General features: G+C 56.3%; 12 protein-coding genes. 6 read left to right on the forward strand and 6 right to left on the reverse strand.

The annotated features are described in order from the left end of the window. Window positions 1-24: 24 nt before the first annotated feature. From SH248x_RS11180 to SH248x_RS11190, 3 genes are all read right to left on the reverse strand, one after another. Window positions 25-1,011: an RluA family pseudouridine synthase gene (locus SH248x_RS11180; RefSeq protein ID WP_459554355.1), complete on the reverse strand. Its 987-nt coding sequence runs from the start codon at window positions 1,009-1,011 to the stop codon at window positions 25-27. Between the two features lie 202 nt (window positions 1,012-1,213). Next, window positions 1,214-1,702: a hypothetical protein gene (locus tag SH248x_RS11185; protein WP_459554356.1), complete on the reverse strand. Its 489-nt coding sequence runs from the start codon at window positions 1,700-1,702 to the stop codon at window positions 1,214-1,216. Between the two features lie 171 nt (window positions 1,703-1,873). Then, a complete protein-coding gene (locus SH248x_RS11190) occupies window positions 1,874-3,118 on the reverse strand; it encodes a PQQ-binding-like beta-propeller repeat protein (protein ID WP_459554357.1) in 1,245 nt (414 codons plus the stop codon). 285 nt (window positions 3,119-3,403) lie between these two features. Between SH248x_RS11190 and SH248x_RS11195 the strand changes: the two genes are divergently transcribed. Together SH248x_RS11195 and SH248x_RS11200 are read left to right on the forward strand one after the other, a co-directional pair. Next, window positions 3,404-5,467 (forward strand): sigma 54-interacting transcriptional regulator, encoded by a 2,064-nt coding sequence (locus SH248x_RS11195; protein ID WP_459554358.1) that lies wholly within the window; start codon window positions 3,404-3,406, stop codon window positions 5,465-5,467. Window positions 5,468-5,940: 473 nt separating this feature from the next. After that, window positions 5,941-6,252, forward strand: coding sequence for a hypothetical protein (locus SH248x_RS11200; RefSeq protein WP_459554359.1), 312 nt, complete (start codon window positions 5,941-5,943; stop codon window positions 6,250-6,252). A 461-nt stretch (window positions 6,253-6,713) separates the two neighbouring features. Here the strand turns inward: SH248x_RS11200 and greA are convergent, their stop codons facing one another. Next, window positions 6,714-7,190: a transcription elongation factor GreA gene (greA, locus tag SH248x_RS11205; RefSeq protein ID WP_459554360.1), complete on the reverse strand. Its 477-nt coding sequence runs from the start codon at window positions 7,188-7,190 to the stop codon at window positions 6,714-6,716. Between the two features lie 949 nt (window positions 7,191-8,139). Here greA and SH248x_RS11210 point away from each other — a divergent pair. The 4 genes from SH248x_RS11210 (at window position 8,140) to SH248x_RS11225 (ending at window position 15,508) form a co-directional block, all read left to right on the forward strand. Continuing rightward, window positions 8,140-9,408 (forward strand): tetratricopeptide repeat protein, encoded by a 1,269-nt coding sequence (locus SH248x_RS11210; RefSeq protein ID WP_459554361.1) that lies wholly within the window; start codon window positions 8,140-8,142, stop codon window positions 9,406-9,408. A gap of 190 nt (window positions 9,409-9,598) precedes the next feature. Further along, window positions 9,599-10,612 (forward strand): N-acetyl-gamma-glutamyl-phosphate reductase, encoded by a 1,014-nt coding sequence (gene argC, locus SH248x_RS11215; RefSeq protein ID WP_459554362.1) that lies wholly within the window; start codon window positions 9,599-9,601, stop codon window positions 10,610-10,612. A gap of 88 nt (window positions 10,613-10,700) precedes the next feature. After that, window positions 10,701-11,900 carry a bifunctional ornithine acetyltransferase/N-acetylglutamate synthase gene (gene argJ / locus SH248x_RS11220; RefSeq protein WP_459554363.1) on the forward strand — a complete coding sequence of 400 codons (1,200 nt, stop codon included), beginning with the start codon at window positions 10,701-10,703 and terminating at the stop codon, window positions 11,898-11,900. A 554-nt stretch (window positions 11,901-12,454) separates the two neighbouring features. Beyond that, window positions 12,455-15,508 (forward strand): proline dehydrogenase family protein, encoded by a 3,054-nt coding sequence (locus SH248x_RS11225; RefSeq protein ID WP_459554364.1) that lies wholly within the window; start codon window positions 12,455-12,457, stop codon window positions 15,506-15,508. A gap of 218 nt (window positions 15,509-15,726) precedes the next feature. On the opposite strand, the gene SH248x_RS11230 is transcribed toward SH248x_RS11225, so the two are convergent. Beyond that, the gene (locus SH248x_RS11230) at window positions 15,727-16,977 is read right to left on the reverse strand and encodes an alpha/beta hydrolase family protein (RefSeq protein ID WP_459554365.1); all 1,251 of its coding nucleotides are present in this window, start codon (window positions 16,975-16,977) and stop codon (window positions 15,727-15,729) included. Between the two features lie 63 nt (window positions 16,978-17,040). Beyond that, a complete protein-coding gene (locus tag SH248x_RS11235) occupies window positions 17,041-17,742 on the reverse strand; it encodes a LysM peptidoglycan-binding domain-containing protein (protein WP_459554366.1) in 702 nt (233 codons plus the stop codon). Between the last annotated feature and the right edge of the window lie 126 nt (window positions 17,743-17,868).

Here is a 17,868-nt window from a genome sequence, read left to right on the forward strand (position 1 = left end):
ATACCAATTTCTAATTTCCAATTCCTAATTCCCTCTTTTCAACAACTCCCGCACCGCCAAAAGATCCCCCGGCAGCCCCGCTTCAAACTCCATCCACGTCCCCGTAATCGGATGCCCAAACGCCAGCTTCGCCGCATGCAGTGCATGTCGATCATGCGGGAAGAACGTCTCGAACTCCTTAAGCAGCGGATCCCCCGGCCAGTCCAGTGACTTGAACTTTCCAAACGCATCATAAAACGCATCCGCCACCAGAGGATGCCCAATCGACGACAGATGCACCCGGATCTGATGGTTCCGCCCCGTCATCGGCGTCGCCGCCACCAGCGTATGTTTCGGATATCGTTCGATCACCTGGTAACGTGTCTTGGCTGGCTTGCGGTCGACAGTATTCGCCCTCGTCGACATCAACACATGCCCCTTCCAGTTATCCCTGCCAATCGGCAAATCAATACTCCCCTCATCGCTCTTCATGACCCCCTCGACAATCGCCAGGTACGTCTTCGAAATCCGATGCGCCTGAAACGCGACCGAGAGCTCCCGATGCGCAAGATGCTCCTTGGCGAGCACAATCAACCCGCTCGTCTGCCGATCCAGCCGATGCACAATCCCCGGCCGTATCAACCCTTTGATCGGCCCCGTCTCATCCAGGTAGTTCTGCACGAAGTTGCACAGCGTCCCATTCTGCATCGCCCCCGTCGGATGCGCAATTACCCCTGGCTGCTTATCAATCACCAGCAGCCACGCATCCTCAAAAACGATTCGTAACGGAAACGCTTCCGGCTCCAGCAACTTATCCGGCGGCTCAATCAAATCAATCGTGACTTCTTCCCCCGTAAAGACCCGACGCGTCAGAGGAATCTGCTCCCCCCGAATCCGCGCCGCCCCCGCACTCACCATCCGCGCGATCCGCCAGTCCGTGTAATTCCTCAAATGCTTCGACAAAAACGAGTCGACACGCCCCCCGGACAAATAGGGCTCCACACAAAACGTCACACAATAAGGCCGTCCCATGAATCCGCGATCAACTCAAGCAATTTCGATGACACTGACCGCTATCACTCAACAGCCAGCAACCGACCATCATAGCGATCTCACACGAAATGTCCCCGCAGCAGAAGTATCCAGACTCGCCATCCACTTGTGACCAGACATAAAAAAACGGCCCGCAAAGGAGCCGCCTTCTACCATACATCAGTTTGATCGCATCAATGACTCAGCTCGTCGAGCCCGCCTGCACAGAACTCTCGTCCCGCACAACCAACGGCCCCTGACAGAAATTGCAGCAGACCTCAATATTCAAATACCCGGTCCCGATTCGCAATCTTTGGGCACAGTGTGGACAGTCCGTGTAGACCCCCAGCCAGGGCAGCTTCCCGGACTGAACTTCAAACTCGAAACCCATATCACAGAAATTACACTGAACCGCCTGTCCCAGATATCGCTGGCTGATTTTGAGCGCCTGTTGACACGAAGGACATCCCACCAGATACCCGATCGTCGCGACTTCGATCGCTTCCACGACCGGTTCCTCGGGCAATTCTTCCCCCGGTGCCAACTCTCTTAACGGAATGAACTCCGGAACCTCCGCATAAGCAGGCGCCAGATCCGAATTCAACAAGGCCCGACATTCACGACAGTGAATCAGGTTCGGCGGCATATCGACACCACAGTCTGGACAAAGTCCACCAGGCCATGCAGGCATTTCGTCACCCCTTCATCAATGCAGACAGAATTTACCGATTAGTCGGAACGCCGCAAAACAATACATTGCTCGTATCATTCTGAGACCATAGAGAGTAAATACACTCGGTAAATCTCAGGTTTCCCGAATGTTGAGCGCGACAACCGTTCTAAGCGGCAAATTCGGTTCCACTTATTCCGCATCCACCGCAATCAAATGCGATTCTGTCCGGATCACCATCTTGCCCGACGCAATCGCAGGCGTCGCACACGATCCCTCACCCAGTTCCGTTCTCCCGAGCACCTGAAATTCTCGTCCCAGCGCCAGGCAAACCAACTGCCCATCTTCACTGACCCCATACAACTTATCACCGACAACCACCGGTGAAGCACTGAAGTTCCCCGAAACCCGCCCCGTCCACAATTCCTCCCCATTCGTCAGGTCGAGCCCGCGCACTACCCCACGATCGCACCACAAATACAATATCCCATCATAAGCCACCGGGGTAACCACATACGGCAGATTCTTATTCAGCGTCATCACAGGCTTCACCGCCCCCACCTTCATCCCCGGCTGATGCCCGATGCCCAACAGAGTCTTTCCATTTCCGCCCGAACCGCATTGCGTCAGAATCATGCTGCCCGTCAACACCGGCGACGCAACGATTCGCTCTGACAACCCGCTCGAAGTCGACCACAGCATCTTCCCCGTCTTCGGATCCAGCCCGGAAATTCCGATCGCATTAGCAGGACAGACGAGTTCGTCCCGATCCCCATTCTTCAACACGCAAGGCGTCGCATACGTCGCCCGGTCAGACTCTCTAGCCACTTGCCACACCGTTTTCCCGGTCTTCTTGTCCAATCCGAACATCAAGCTCGGAGTGTCCATCTCCATCGGCACGATGAGCAGATCCTCGTACACGATCATCGAAGCTCCCGGACCATGCTGAATCTCAATCGCCCCGAAATCTCGCTCCCAAACGAGATTCCCTTTGAGATCACACGCCACGACGATCAGATGATTCTGATCATAGAACTGGGCATAGACCCGCTCCCCATCAGCGGTCGGCGTGCTAGACGCAGAGTGATTCTTGGCGTGCAGCGCGATCTGACCTAATTTTCGTTCGTACGACCACAACGCGTTCCCATCCGCAAGTCGATGCGCTTCCAGAACCCGCGTCCCGTCTGCTTTCGCAGACGTCGTATAAACTACGCCTCCATAGATCACCGGAGAGGACACCCCAGCCCCCGACAGCGACGTCTTCCACCGAAACTGCTGAGAAGTCCATTCAGGTTTGAACTGGTAATCCGCACTGATTCCCTGGCCATTCGGTCCACGAAATCGCTCCCAGTTGACCTGCGCCGTCGCCTCGCTCGCAAATCCCGAACAAAAGCCACTAAATAAGAAAAGCGTTAAAATCGCCTGTCGTGAGAGCATATCGAGCGTCCTTTGCAACGGGATGTCTAGGCAGGGCAGGGGAGGGAGGATGTGTTTGACTCAAACTCAATCTCGCAGACAAGTTTCGGATTGCGTCACGTCCTGAGACTTCATCAACCTCGTCAGTGTCTTGAAGGTGTCCGATCGGATAGGATATCCTTAACAATTCGCAGGATACCGGTGAATGTTGAGTGAATCAACTACTCATTTCATTCACCTTCTGCGTATCGTGACCACGGGCCAGGTTGCGACTCATGATGGAACTCGCAGATTCGAAGACCACTGATGACATCGACAGAATCAATTAGCCCGACGACATCGAATCCCAGCAAGCCATCTGATGACGAAGCCTTTCTGCTCGTCAGTGACGGTCAGTCCTGGGGCAAGATGTATAAGCTCAACCCCGCCCAGGTCGCGACCATCGGACGCGGTTCCAGCAACCGCATCCTCATCCTGGATGACATGTGCAGTCGCAACCACGCGGAAATCTTCCACATCGACACCGGCTGGTTCATCCGCGACCTCAAAAGCCGTAACGGAACTCTCGTCAACGGCAGCCCCATTGATCGCGACTTCTCCCTGAGTGGCGGCGAAGAAATCCGCATCGGCTCCTATCAGCTCACCTTCGAACTCTCAGTCGCCAACTTCCAGCAGCGTCCTCCCAGTTCGGGCGCAGATCGCACGACCGAAATCAAAACAGGCGATGACAGCGCCAAACAGGCCCACGAGATCGTCTCCAGACGCTCCAAAACCCGCTATCACGATCCCGATGCCTTCGCCAGCAATGAATCCCGGCAAAAATTCGGCGAAGAGTTCTCCCGTCTCTACAAGCTCGCCCTCAAGATGAGCACCGTATCGACGACCCAGGAACTCTCGCGCATGGTGCTCAATCACCTGATGACCTTCCTCGGCGTCGACATCGGAGCCGTCCTCCTCTTCCCTGAAAAACGCCCCGGCGGACGCGAACCGATCCTCGATGGCCCCCTTCGCAGCCAACGCCTCGCCGTTGTCGCATACGAAAGCAAAGAGGAGATGCCCTACCAGCGGGTCTCAGCCTCCCTGTCGGAAATCGTCTTCGATACCGGAGAAGCCATCCTCGCCCGCGACATCGCCACCGACTCACGCCTCGCCACCCGCGACAGTCTGGGCCAAATCCAGGCCAAAAGCGTCATCTGCACCCCCATTCGTCGCGGCGAACAGGTCTTCGGCCTCATCCACCTGTACACAACCAACCTCGATAACCAGCTCACAACCGAAGACCTCGAATACACCCTCGCGCTGACCGACCAGTTCGCCCAGATCCTCCTCACGATGCGCGACAGGGAAGTCCTCGAAAAAGGCCTCCAGGCCGTCGTCAACGAGAACCGTCATCTCAAGGCACAACTCGAACTCGAATCCGAAATCATCGGCTGTAGCCCCGAAATTGAACGCCTGAAACGCGATATCCAGCAGATCGCGGAAACCGACGCCATCGTCCTCGTCCGCGGCGAAAGCGGGGCAGGCAAGGAACTCGTCGCCCGCGCCATCCATTACAACAGCCACCGCAAAGCCAACGCCTTCGTCTGCCTCAACTGCGCCGCTCTCTCGGAATCCCTCCTCGAAAGCGAACTCTTCGGTCACGAAAAAGGCTCCTTCACCGGCGCCACAGGACGAAAAATCGGCAAGTTTGAAGCCGCCGATCAAGGCACCCTCTTCCTCGACGAAGTCGGCGAGATGAGCCTCTCAATCCAGGCCAAATTCCTCCGCGTTCTCGAAGGCCATGCCTTCGAACGCGTCGGCGGCAACGCCCCCATCAAAGCCGATGTCCGCCTCGTCGCCGCAACCAACCGAGACCTCGAATCCGCCGTCCGCGAAGGCCATTTCCGCAAAGACCTTTACTTCCGCCTCCATGTCGTCGAACTCGTCGTCCCGTCTCTTTACGAACGCCGCGATGACATCCTCATCCTCGCTGACCACTTCGTCGAACGCATCGCCGAGAAGAATGGACGCATCGCCAAACACTTCGAGCCCGACGCCGTTCAAATGCTCCTCGAATACACCTGGCCAGGAAACATCCGCGAACTCAAACACACCGTCGAACGTGCCTTCCTGCTCAGCAGAAGCGACAAACTCCGCGGCGAAGACCTCAAATTCTCCCAGCTCGAAGAGGACTTCTCGTCCGCCGCACCACGCCCCGCAATCGTGTCGGGCGATTCCGCAGGCCTCTCCCTGGAAGCCATCGAACAACAGCACATCCTCACCGTCCTCGATAATCAGGGCTGGAACAAATCACGAGCCGCTCAGATCCTGGGAATTGAACGTTCGACACTCGACCGCAAGCTCAAAAAGTACGGGCTGAACAAATCCTGATGTGTGGAAAATACCGCTTGAAAAACGAGCAAAAAGTCAAAGTTCTTACTTCGATTTGTCCGATACATGCCCTCAAGGCAGTGGTTAATCCAAACACACCTCTTCACCACTGATCTTGCCCCAAATCCCACCTCAAGATACCTTCCACGTCTTTTCCCAAAAAACAAAATAATTTTGTTGACTTTTAATAGTACCTACTCAAGAATCTCTTCGTTGAGTTCATGAGCCGGACATGTCGTGTCTAACGTTTGGTCAGACACCTGTACGAGTCGTTTTGGTAAGTAATTCATTGTGGCAGTTGTTTGTGTTTTTTGCTTTGAAACCCGAATTCATGAGAGTTCATTACGATCTGCGACGTTGAGGCTGAACTGATCAGCGGTCGTGTGATTCCGGGTGGATGCTAAACCAGACCCTTTCGCCTTTCCCATTTACAATGGTCACGTTTTTTATTTGTTTGAATGGAGACTTGGAACATGTCTTCTGTACATGAATTAGATGACGAACTCGTGGAGTCTTCTGCTTTCGAAGTGGAAGAAATTGATGAGTACGTCGATGATTATGATCTTGAAGCCTATCTCTCACGAGGAATCGACCCGATGTTGCCAACAGCAGCCAAACCCGGATCCGAAGAGAAAGTCCTGATGTTGTCAGCACGATACGCTGCTGGCATCCCACTGTGGCATAACGCCGATTGCTACGATCACGGCCCAGGCGTTGCCGCCGAATCGACCGAAGCCGCCGAATTCGAAGAAGAAGTCGAAGTCGAAGAAGAATTCGAGTTCTAAACAAAGCCTCTGGTGACTTTCACCAGATCAAGCTGATTCAATAAAAAACCCGCTGATTTCACAGCGGGTTTTTTATTGCGCTCACCACAACCTTGGGATACAAAGCGCACGTCAATTCATGCTGTCTGTCTCCCCAAAGTGCCATGCTTGCAGCTTCGAGCAAGCGTGCCTTAATTCGAATCGCAATTTAAGCCAGCGTGGTCACAAAAGTCGTGCCATGCTCACAGCTTTGGGTGAGCATGCTGCTCCGTTTGACGTTGGCGCGTTCAGAACATGCTTGCCCAAACCTGCAAGCATGGCAAGTTGAGAAGAAGACGCGCTGATTTAAGTGGTGATTGGCAGTATCAAGCAGGGCACAGTGATCTCAACCTGCTTTTATAAAAAACGCCTCCTGGCGGCGCGCAAGGTGGGCAACCCCATCGTTTGACGTCCAAACGCCGCCACCACGACGCGGACGCGTCTCAGTCGACGATTTCTGTGATCTGAAGTTCTCGGGTGCCGCGTGGCGTCTCGACAGTCACCTTGTCTCCGACTTTATTGCTCATCAGCGCCTGAGCTAGTGGGCTCGTCGTCAGGATCTTCATCGGCTCAGAGTCATAATCCTCATCACCAGGTCCGACGAACTCATACTTCTCTTCGTCGTCCCACTTCAGATCTTTGACGGTCACCGTCGATCCGTACGTGACAACCCCCTTGGGCATCGTCGATTTATCGACGATATAGCAGCTGTTCAGCTTCGATTTCAGCTGATTGATCTTCGCCTGGATCATTCCCTGACGTTCACGCTGACCGTGATACTCAGCGTTTTCCTTCAGATCCCCCTCGGCGCGAGCATCCGCAATATTCGCCGTGCACTCAGGCATTTCCACATCTTCGAGGATGCGCAACTCTTCCTTGAGCTTGTCAAAACCTTCACGCGAGATGGGTTGTCGATCCATAGCTGCAAGTCTCCCGTTGGAGAGTTCAAAGTTTCATACTGCAAAAACGTCTGCCGTCTGGAACGCACTCACCAGCCGCTGCAAAGGGTGCCCCATGCTGAGGCAGGCTGCCAACAGACGGATAAAGGTCGCCTGCCGTTCATTCAAGACAAAAAAAGAAACGGCTCGTCAAACGATTCGTGATTAACCGGCATCCCAGTTCACGTCTCAATTTGTCCAGCCGTGCCTTCTGCCACATTATAAGGCCTTACGTCATGGCTTGACTACTCTGAATCAGAAAAAGTCCCGCACCGTTCTCAACTGGGGAATACCAATACCAGTTTTAACTGCGCGGCCTACCAAACCGTACGGCTGGCTTTGAACAAACCTGCCCCACTTCAGCCAGTTGCAAGGAAAAAGTTGGAACTCATACCAATCCCGATTAAACCAGCGCGGCCACAAAAGTCGTGCCATGCTCACAGCTTTGGGTGAGCATGCTGTTTCGTTTGACGTTGGAGCGTTCAGAACATGCTTGCTCAAAGCCGCAAGCATGGCACGTTGGGAAGAAAACTCGCGGAGCTATGTTGTGATTGGTATCAGAGGGATCACTGCCAAACACAGGACGCAGAGAAAATCCCCTTTTCGTCATCGAGATCCCTCCTCAACTTTCGTGAAACGCCCGCCTCAGTCTTTTGACCCTTTTCCACCTCCGCGACCTCTGCTCCCCTCCGCGTGCTCTGCGTTCCAGTCTCCTCCTGTTTTCTGAGCGGTCTTGACGGGAATCAGCGTAAGTCCAATAAGCAAAAATGCCGAAACCGCCAGTCGCAACACCTTTCCTGCTCGAAAACTTGTCACTTGAGTCTGTTCGACTGATCGACCGAACTCTACAATCCGAGAAGTTTTATGTCCCAGGGCACTCTCCCCGCAAACGCCCGTCCGGGATCAGATCGACATACTCAGGAGGGCGACGATGGCTATCAAGGGACTGGCACAATTCCGATTCAAACACATCATACTCACCCTTTGCGCCCTGACTCTCTCGCTGAACCTCAGCGGCGTGACGTTCGCCCAGGCGGCTGCTCCGCCAAAAGAATACCAGCCCGCTGTCCCTGATTCTGCACCGATCACGGACCGCGAATACGAACAGTTCGCAACATCGCTCGAACAGGATATCTACGCCGAGCCCAACGTCGACTTCCAGAAGTTCTGCAACATGGACTGGCTGACCCAGCGCGTCGCCGGCGATATGGACCAGAAAGACACCAAAATCAAAGACCTGATGGCCGGCTGGAAACAAGGCTATATCCAGTCCAACCCTCTTTCACTCATGCAACAGCTCGTCCGTGATGGCGGTTCGTACGACTTCCTCAAAGTCCTCGATAGCGCAACAGGCAAACAAAGCAAACGCGTGATCTTCCGCATGGTTCGCCCAGACGGAGGCTACAACTACCACGAATTCCTCCTCGCCAAATCTCCCGATGGCAAGGTCCGCGCCTACGATATCTTCACCCACCTCAACGCCGAGTTCCAATCCGAAACTTCCCGACGCCTCCTCCTGTATTACATCCAGCAGAACGAAGCCAAACTCCTCACCGAAATCTCCGGCACCGAAAAAGCAGAACTCGAAAACGTCACCAAACTCCAGCAGATGGCCGAGTTCAACCAACTCAAACAATACGAGAAGGCTCTCCTCGTCTATTACCAGATGCCAGAACAGACTCAACAACTCAAGCACGTTCTGACCATGCGTTTCACCGCCGCCTTCGGCAAAATGGACCATGAAGAGATCATCAAGACCTACGACGACTTCCAGAAAAAATATCCCGCCGATAACTGCCTGAACTTCCTCGGCGTCACCTACTTCTCTTCCAAAGGCGATTACGACAAGACCATCAAATGCCTGGACGCGATCAGCCAGGCCATCAAAGGCGATCCCTTCCTCGACATCAAAAAAGCCGAGATGTACGAAGCCAAAGACGAATACGCCACCGCCGAAAAAATGACCCTCGCCGCCCTCCAGCAGGACTCCAGCCTCATCGACGGCTACTGGCTGATGATCACCATCTCCCTCAACCAGGAAGATCACGCCAAGACCCTCGAATGGCTCAAAAAGATCGACTCCCAGTTCGAAATGGACTGGAACGACATCTCCGCCGTCGAAGACTACAGCGAATTCATCAAGTCCCCCCAATACAAAGAGTGGACCAAATACCTCGCCAACAAACCCAAGAAGAAGTAACCCAGGCGCGAACATCAGCGTCCATCGCGCCGTCATTCTTAGTCATGAGTCGAGTGTCATGAGAAAAAGCCTCCCGAAACACCTTCTCCACCTCATGACTCACGACTCGTGACTCACGACCAACGCCCCATGACTCCCGTTCCCCCGTCCGGCTAAGCCCTAAGCCCCAATCCCTAAGCCCTATACTGCAATGACCACAGTCGCCATCCTCGGAGCCACCGGCTACACCGCCGTCGAGCTGATCAAAATCCTGCTGCGACACCCGCACGTGAAAATCACCGCGGTCACCAGCCGTCAGGATGACGCCACGCCGATCCAGTCGGTCCACCCGTCTCTGTACGGCCGCATCAATCTCAACTGCGAGAACCTCTCTCCCGAACAAATCGCCGAGCGTGCCCAGGTCGCCTTCTGCGCTCTCCCCCATACTGCCAGCATGGAGATCATTCCCAAACTGCTGGCCCTCGGCGTCAAAGTCGTTGACCTCAGTGCCGACTACCGACTCCGAGACCCCGGCGTCTACGAAACCTGGTACGGCCACGTCCACACCGACCCGACTCGCCTCGGTTCCACCGTCTACGGCCTCCCCGAACTCTGGGCCGAGAAGATCCCCGGCCATGACCTCATCGCCAATCCCGGCTGCTACACCAGCACCTCCATCCTCGGCTTAGCCCCGCTGCTGGCTGGTGGCTTCATTGAACCCGAGAACATCATCATCGACGCGAAGTCCGGCGTCTCCGGTGCCGGTCGCAAACCGAAGCTGACGATTCACTATCCCGAGTGCAACGAAAGCATCTCCGCCTACAGCATCGGCAACCACCGACACACCCCGGAAATCGAACAGGTCCTCTCCGACGCCTGCGGCAAACAGGTCAGCGTCATCTTCACCCCGCACCTCGTCCCCATGGACCGCGGCATCCTCGCGACCATGTACGCCCGCCCCGCCAAAGAAGCCACCGAAGAACAGCTACTCCAGGCAATGCGCGACTACTACCAGGGCAAGCCCTTCATCCGCGTCGTCGAACACCTCCCCGGCACCAAAGACGTCGCCTACACCAACTTCTGCGACATGACCGTCCGCCTCACCCGCGGACACGTCCTCGTCCTCGCCGTCATTGACAACCTCATCAAAGGCGCCTCCGGCGTCGCCGTCCAAAACTTCAACCTCATGCAAGGCTACGAAGAATCCACCGGCTTATTGCCATAATTCTTCTCAAAGGCGAGCGGGGGGTGTAAACCCCCTGTCTTCATCCCTTCCCATTTCTCATCTCCATTCCGAATCCCCCACCAAACCAATGACCAACGCTTCAAACTCACTTCGCCTCCCCCTCGGCTTCCAGACCAGCGCCCGCGCCTGCGGAATCCGTGGCGACGTCGGACGCCTCGACCTCGCCTTGTTCTACTCCGAAGTCCCCGCTGTCGCAGCCGGCGTCTTCACCACCAACGCCGTCAACGGCGCCCCGGTCAAAGTCTGCCGTGAACGCCTCCCACGCTCCACCGCCCGCGCCGTCATCATCAACGCCGGCAACGCCAATGCCTGCACCGGTACGCAGGGGATCAAAGACGCCAAAGAGATGACCGCCAGCCTCGCCGCTCAAATCGGCTGTTCTGCGGAGGATGTCCTCGTCTGCTCGACAGGCGTCATCGGCCGCTTCCTGCCACTCTCTAAAATCACGACCAACATCCCCGAACTCTGGTCCAACCGCGGCGGCTCTCCTGACCACCTCGCCAACACCGCTCAAGCCATCATGACGACCGACACGGTTCCCAAGGTCGTCACACGCGAAGTCCCCATCAACGGCAAGACAGTCACGATCACCGGTGTCTGCAAGGGCGCCGCTATGATCGCCCCCAATATGGCGACCATGCTCTGCGTCATCATGACCGACGCGGTTGTCAGCGAGGAGACTGTTCAACCTCTCATGACCGAAATCGCCAACAACTCCTTCAACAGCATCACCGTCGAAGGCCACACCAGTACCAGCGATTCGATGATCCTCCTGGCAAATGGCCAGTCCGGCGTCTCCATCACCGATCACGTCGAACTGAAAGACGCCCTGCAAGCCGTCGCTTCCGAACTCGCCCAGAAAATCATCCGCGACGCCGAAGGGGCAGGGCACTTCGTCACCATCAACATCACTGGCGCCCTCGACTCCGCCCACGCCAACCTCCTCGGCAAGACGATCGCCAACGACGCCCTCGTCAAAACAGCCATCACCGGCAACGACCCCAACTGGGGCCGCATCGTCTCCGCCTGCGGCCGAACTGGTAACAACCTCACCGAAAACGACATCATCTCCCTGTCGATCAACAACCTGACCATCTTCGCCGAAGGCGCCCCGACCGACGAAGACCTCTCCAAAGTCTCCACCGCGATGAAAACCGGCGAAGTCGTCATCGACCTCAAACTCTCCCTCGGCTCAGGCCAAGCCACCATCTGGACCTGCGACCTCACCCAGGAATACGTCCGCCTCAACGCTGACTACACGACGTAATTCCATCCCTTCTCCCCCCGGGGAGCGGTATTAAGTCCCTTCTCCCCCGGGGAGAAGGTGGCGGCGCTTCGCCGACGGATGAGGGAACTCTGCGAATTTCGTAAAGCCCACATTCCTCCTTGATACCTTCAACGGAGCCCCATTTCCGTCCCTTCTCCCTTGAGGTGGAAGCAAGGAGTTCGCTCTCGCCGAGAAGGCGAGAGTGAACGACGCGGTAGTCTTCTCAGGAATGGTGCCCGAAGGGCGGATGAGGGTGGCGCATAGGCACTCATTCGCTCTAATTCCTGATTCGACACCAGCGTAAATCAGGCTGCTTCGATGGCTCCAAACCGCACCATACGCCCCCACCCCGGGTGCCACTGGCTATGCCAGTGTCTGCATTTACACAACAAGCTGACTTCCACATCAACCAACCGAGGCCACACAAACCCAACATTCTTCTCCCACATCCCCCCTCAAACTTCTCCCATCCCCCTCCACCCGATAAGATCGTCGGTTGACTCATTCACGACGGCCACCCGTCGCGCACTCTTCTCTCTCGGATTGGATTCCTCATGTCGGCTGTGATCGATGTTCCTTCTCAACAGGAGCGGGAACAACGCATTCATGAACTCGGAAGCGCGCTCTGGAAAACCCTTCAGCACCGCAAACCCTCCATCTTCGAACGCCGCTGGCTCGAAGAACGCCTCCTCACATGGGCGCTCTCTGATGAATCCATCAAGGTGCAACTCTTCCGCTTCCTCGACGTCCTCCCCTCGCTCCGGGATCACGTCGCCATCAACCAGCACCTCAACGAATTCTTCGAGGACATTCGCGCCCATCTCCCCAACGCCACGCGCTTGGGCCTCGAACTGACCGACAACAACAGCATCCTCTCCCGCGCCCTCGCATTCAACGTACGCACCAACGCCTCCCGCATGGCCCGACGCTTCATCGCCGGCAGCACCCTTCTCGAAGTCGAACAGACTCTCAAGAACCTCCGCGACAAAGGCTACGCCATCACCGTCGACCAGCTTAGCTCCTGTAGCCTCACCGAAGACGAAGCCCACACCTACCAGACGCACTGCATCGATCTCCTCAACCACCTGTGTCACGATTTCGAACGCTTCCCCGAAGCCCCTCAAATCGACGCCGACGACCTCGGCTCCATCCCGCGCGTCAACATCTCCCTCAAGCTTTCCTCGCTCGATCCCAACTTCTCGCCTCTCGATGCAAATGGGACTAGCGAACGGGTCAAAGACAAACTCCGCCCGATCTTCGACCGCGCCATCGCCCTTGATGCCTTCATCAACTTCGACATGGAAGAAACCAGCCACAAGCAGCTGACGATCTCCATCTTCAAACAACTCCTCGAAGAAGAGGAGTACCGCGACTCCCCCAACTTCGGCATCACCATCCAGGCCTATCTTCTCTCCTCAAGTGATGACCTCGAAGACCTCCTCGCCTGGACGAAAAACCGGGGCACGCCGATCTCCATTCGTCTAGTCAAAGGCGACTACTGGAATCACGAAACCACCCTCGCCGCCCAACGCGGCTGGCCATCCCCCGTCTTCACCCAGAAGTGGCAGACCGATACCAATTACGAAGCACTCACCCGCTTCCTCCTCGACAACCGCGACTGGCTCAAACCCGCCTTCGCCAGCCACAACCTCCGCAGCCTCACCCACGCCATCGCCTATGCCGAGCAGCACGACATCCCGCAATCCGCCTACGAGCTCCAGCTCCTCTACGGCGTCGGCGATGAATTCGGACAAGCCCTCGTCGAGAAAGGCTATAGAGTCCGTATCGACGCCCCCTACGGCGAACTCATCCCGGGCATCGCCTACCTCGTCCGCAGACTGCTCGAAAACACCTCCAACGACTCGTACCTGAAGCATTCCAACAAGGCTGACATCCCTCCGGAAGTCCTCTTCCAGGCACCAGCCCCGACAGAATCTTCAACCTCCACCAGCACGCCTGGTCACATCGAGTCTTCCAAACCATCCTTCGGAATCAACAGCCAGGTGAATCCCGATATGCTCTCAACCGTCTCTGATCCCCAGAAACTCACTTTCACCAACACCCCCCACACCGACTTCAGCCTCGAAGCCAACCGCGACCGCATGAAGAAGGCCCTCTCCGACGTCCGCGATCAGTTCGGCAGTGACTACTCGCTCATCATCGATGGCAAGTCCTACGAAACCCGCAACCAATGGACCACCGTCTGCCCCTTCGATAAAAATCTGACTCTGGGCCGAGTCTCCCTCGCCAACAGCGATCACGTCACCGACGCCGTCGAAGCCGCCAAACGCAGCTTCGTCACCTGGTCGACAATGGAACCCGACTACCGCGCCGAATATCTTGACCTCATCGGCTCTCAACTCGAAAAACGCCGCTTCGACCTCGCTGCCTGGATGGTCTACGAAATCGGCAAGACCTGGAAAGAAGCCGACGCCGACGTCGCCGAAGCCATCGACTTCTGCCACTATTACGCCGTCCAGATGCGACAAATCGCCCGCGAATACGCCCACAACTTCCCCGGCGAAGACAACTCACTCCTGTTCCGCCCCAAAGGCGTTTCCGTCGTCATCGCCCCCTGGAATTTCCCGCTGGCCATCCTCACCGGCATGGCCGCAGCCGCCCTCGTCACCGGCAACACCGTCATCATGAAACCAGCAGAGCAGGGCTTCATCATTGCAGCCAAGCTGATGGAAATCATCAACGAAATCGGCCTGCCGGAAGGGGTGATCAACTTCGTCCCCGGCGCCGAAGAAATCATCCCCGAACTCGTGGGCAGCCCCAACGTTGACCTCATCGCATTCACCGGAACGCAAGACCTCGGCCTCGAAATCGTCAAGCAAGCCTCCGACACCAACCGGCGCCAGCGCTCCGTCAAGAAAGTCATCGCCGAGATGGGCGGCAAGAACTCGATCATCATCGACACCGACGCCGATCTCGACGAAGCCATCGCAGGCGTGATCGAATCCGTCTTCAGCTACTCAGGCCAGAAGTCCGCCGCCTGCTCCCGCATCATCGTTCTCGACGGCGTTTACGACGCCTTCACCAAACGCCTCAGCGGCGCCATCGACCGCTTGAAAGTCGGCCCCTCCGATGACCCCGGCACCAACATCGGCCCCGTCATCGATGCCCGTGCCATGACCCGCCTCGAAGAAGCCATCACCCGCGGCCGGGAAATCTATCCCGTCCTCATTTCCCTCGACGTGACCGATCTCAAAGAGAAAGGCCACTACGTCAGCCCCACCATCTTCACCGACATCCCCGCAGACGACTCTCTCGCCCAGGACGAACTCTTTGGGCCCGTCGCCGTCATCCTCAAGGCCAAGAACTTCGACGAAGCCCTCAAGCTCGCCAACAACACCCGCTACGCCCTCACCGGCGGCGTCTACAGCCGCTCACCCGCCAACCTCCAAAAAGCCCGACGCGAGTTCGACGTCGGCAACCTCTACCTCAATCGCCCCATCACGTCCGCCATCGTCGACCGCCAACCCTTCGGCGGCTTCCGCATGTCCGGCATCGGCTCCAAACCCGGCGGCCCCGACTACCTCTGGCAATTCATGACCTCTCGCACCATCACCGAAAACACCACCCGCCAAGGCCTCCCAAAATAATTCCCCTCCGAAGGCGAGCGGGGGGTGTAAACCCCCTGTCCCCTGTGCCCACTGCTACCAACACCCCTCCGAATACGCCCCTCACAACAACTTCAGACTTCCCCCCGGAAAGCCCACCCGTTCACGGCTGGGTGAGCACAGCTCACAAGACACGCACCCGTACGCATCCACTCTCCATCACCCCACCTTTCCAATCCCCGACCACACACCGTCACCCCTCACTTCTTAAAATACCCATCCGCAAAATCCAGATACCGCACCCAGTCATACTCCAGCAGATCATGCTTCCCCACCCGCAGGTGATACCCATTATACGCTGAAATCGGCACCTCAGCTGCAGGCTGCTCCGTCTCCCGAATCCCCTCCAGCCCATACAGTTGGTAAACAGGATTCGCATTCCACAGCGCCAGAAACTCACCCTTCGGATCCGCCCACTGGTCCTCGGTCGCACTCGCCACATAAACCGGCCGAGGGGCAGCCAGCGACAGCAGCTCATGAGCATCAAATGGCAGCTGATTCACATCTTTGCCATACTTCTTATAGTTGCCACAAAACCAATGCGGAAACGCATCATTGATTCGACCAACGGTCTCACCATACTGTCGTCGTGCCAGCGAAGCTCCCCCGCACCCCGAATCATTCGAAATCACGATCGCCGCCCGAGGATCATTTGCCCCCGCCCACAGCGACGTCTTCCCCAACCGAGAATGCCCGAGAAAAACGATCTTCTCCCGATCAATCTTCGGCAGCTGACACAAGACATCCGTCACACGCGAATACCCCCAAGCCCACTGCGAAATCGCCCCCGGCTCCGCCCCCTCTGAAATCTTCACTGCTTTGGCATCATCTGGATAAACCGCCTGATAATGCACTGTCGCAAGCGCGTACCCTCGCTTCAAAATCACCTCGACCGGAAACCGACGAATTCGATCCCCTCTCGCAATTTCCGACGTCAAAACAACAGCTTCCCCCGTCTTCGGATCGCGTGACGCCCAAGTCGCCAGGTGAATCGCGGGATCGGGGTGAACTGTATGATTCCCCAGAAAATTGAAATTCAAAAAGACCGGCACTGGTCCCTTCATCTGATTCGGAACGTACAGCAGTAACTCAAACCGCTTATCCGACGCATCCCCATGCGGCTTGATCTCAATCTGCATCCGATGAGCCGTCCCATCGAGTGCCTTCTCATCCTCTTCAAGAACACTCCAGGTCAACTTCCCCGAGTTCGCAGGCACGGGTCCGAACATCTCTTGAGCAAACATTTCAACCAGTTCAGGCCGACGAGATTTTTCCCAGACGCCTGATGTCGTGACTTTCGTCCCATCCTGCATCACGAGCACCTCAGGCAACGTATACGCAGGCACCTTCGCTTCATCATAGTTCGGAACAAACTTCTCCTGCGCACTCAGCAGAGCAGGGGACACAGCAAAACAAGCAACCGCAAACAGACCCAGAATCGATCGACGCATCACAGACTCCCATCAAAGAATATTGATAGAGCCCAGTGTATCATCACGTTCAAAGAATGAAACTCACGGGCGACTCTTACGAGTAAACGGCGAACTCTTCGCCGGCGAGAATCGACTCGCAGGATTCGCCACCTTCTTCTCATCTTTATCAACACTCACAACCCGCTCTGGCGAAGCCTTCGTAGTCTCTTCCTTCTTCACATCCGCCACCTGCTCAATCACCTCAACAGCCGGTTCCGTTCGCTGCGGCTTCCCCTTCACCAACAGCTTCATCCCGACCTGCAGACTGTCCGGGCTCGACAGCTGATCCTTATTCAATTCGTAGATCTCACGAAACTTCGCGGTCGATCCCAGATGCTTCCCCGCGATAGAAGACAACGTCTCCCCCGACCCGACGACATGATAAACCACGTCCACATCACGATCAGTCATGGTCGCTTTAGTAGCAATTGTATCCGCTGGACCGCCCACTCCCGCTTTCGCAACTTCGGTTTCCTTCACCGTACTTATCGGATTAGGCGCAAACTGATCCCCTTGGTAAATCAGACTCGACTTCCCAAAGTCAACAACCGGCACAACCGCATCACTCTTCGCAGCCGCAATCGGAGCCAGCGGCAGCGGATGCTTGCTCATCTGGTCCTCGACGACCTCAGGATGACGTAGCGATGGCGCACTCGGCTCAGCCGTCAGACGGACCCCGATCGCAAGGAAAAATCCAAACAGGATCATCCCCAGGGCAAGACCGATTTTTGTTTCAGGTTGCATGATGGATCACAACACTCGTCGCGCATTCGCAACGGGCACATTCAGAAGTTGTTCAAACTCATGAACGGCATGCAGACCATCATTGGCAGCGGCATGTCCGGACGCAATTCAGCCCCGTCCGTGGTG

Origin of the sequence: Lacunimicrobium album (assembly GCF_052161635.1) — a bacterium.
Lineage (GTDB): Bacteria > Planctomycetota > Planctomycetia > Planctomycetales > Planctomycetaceae > SXPC01.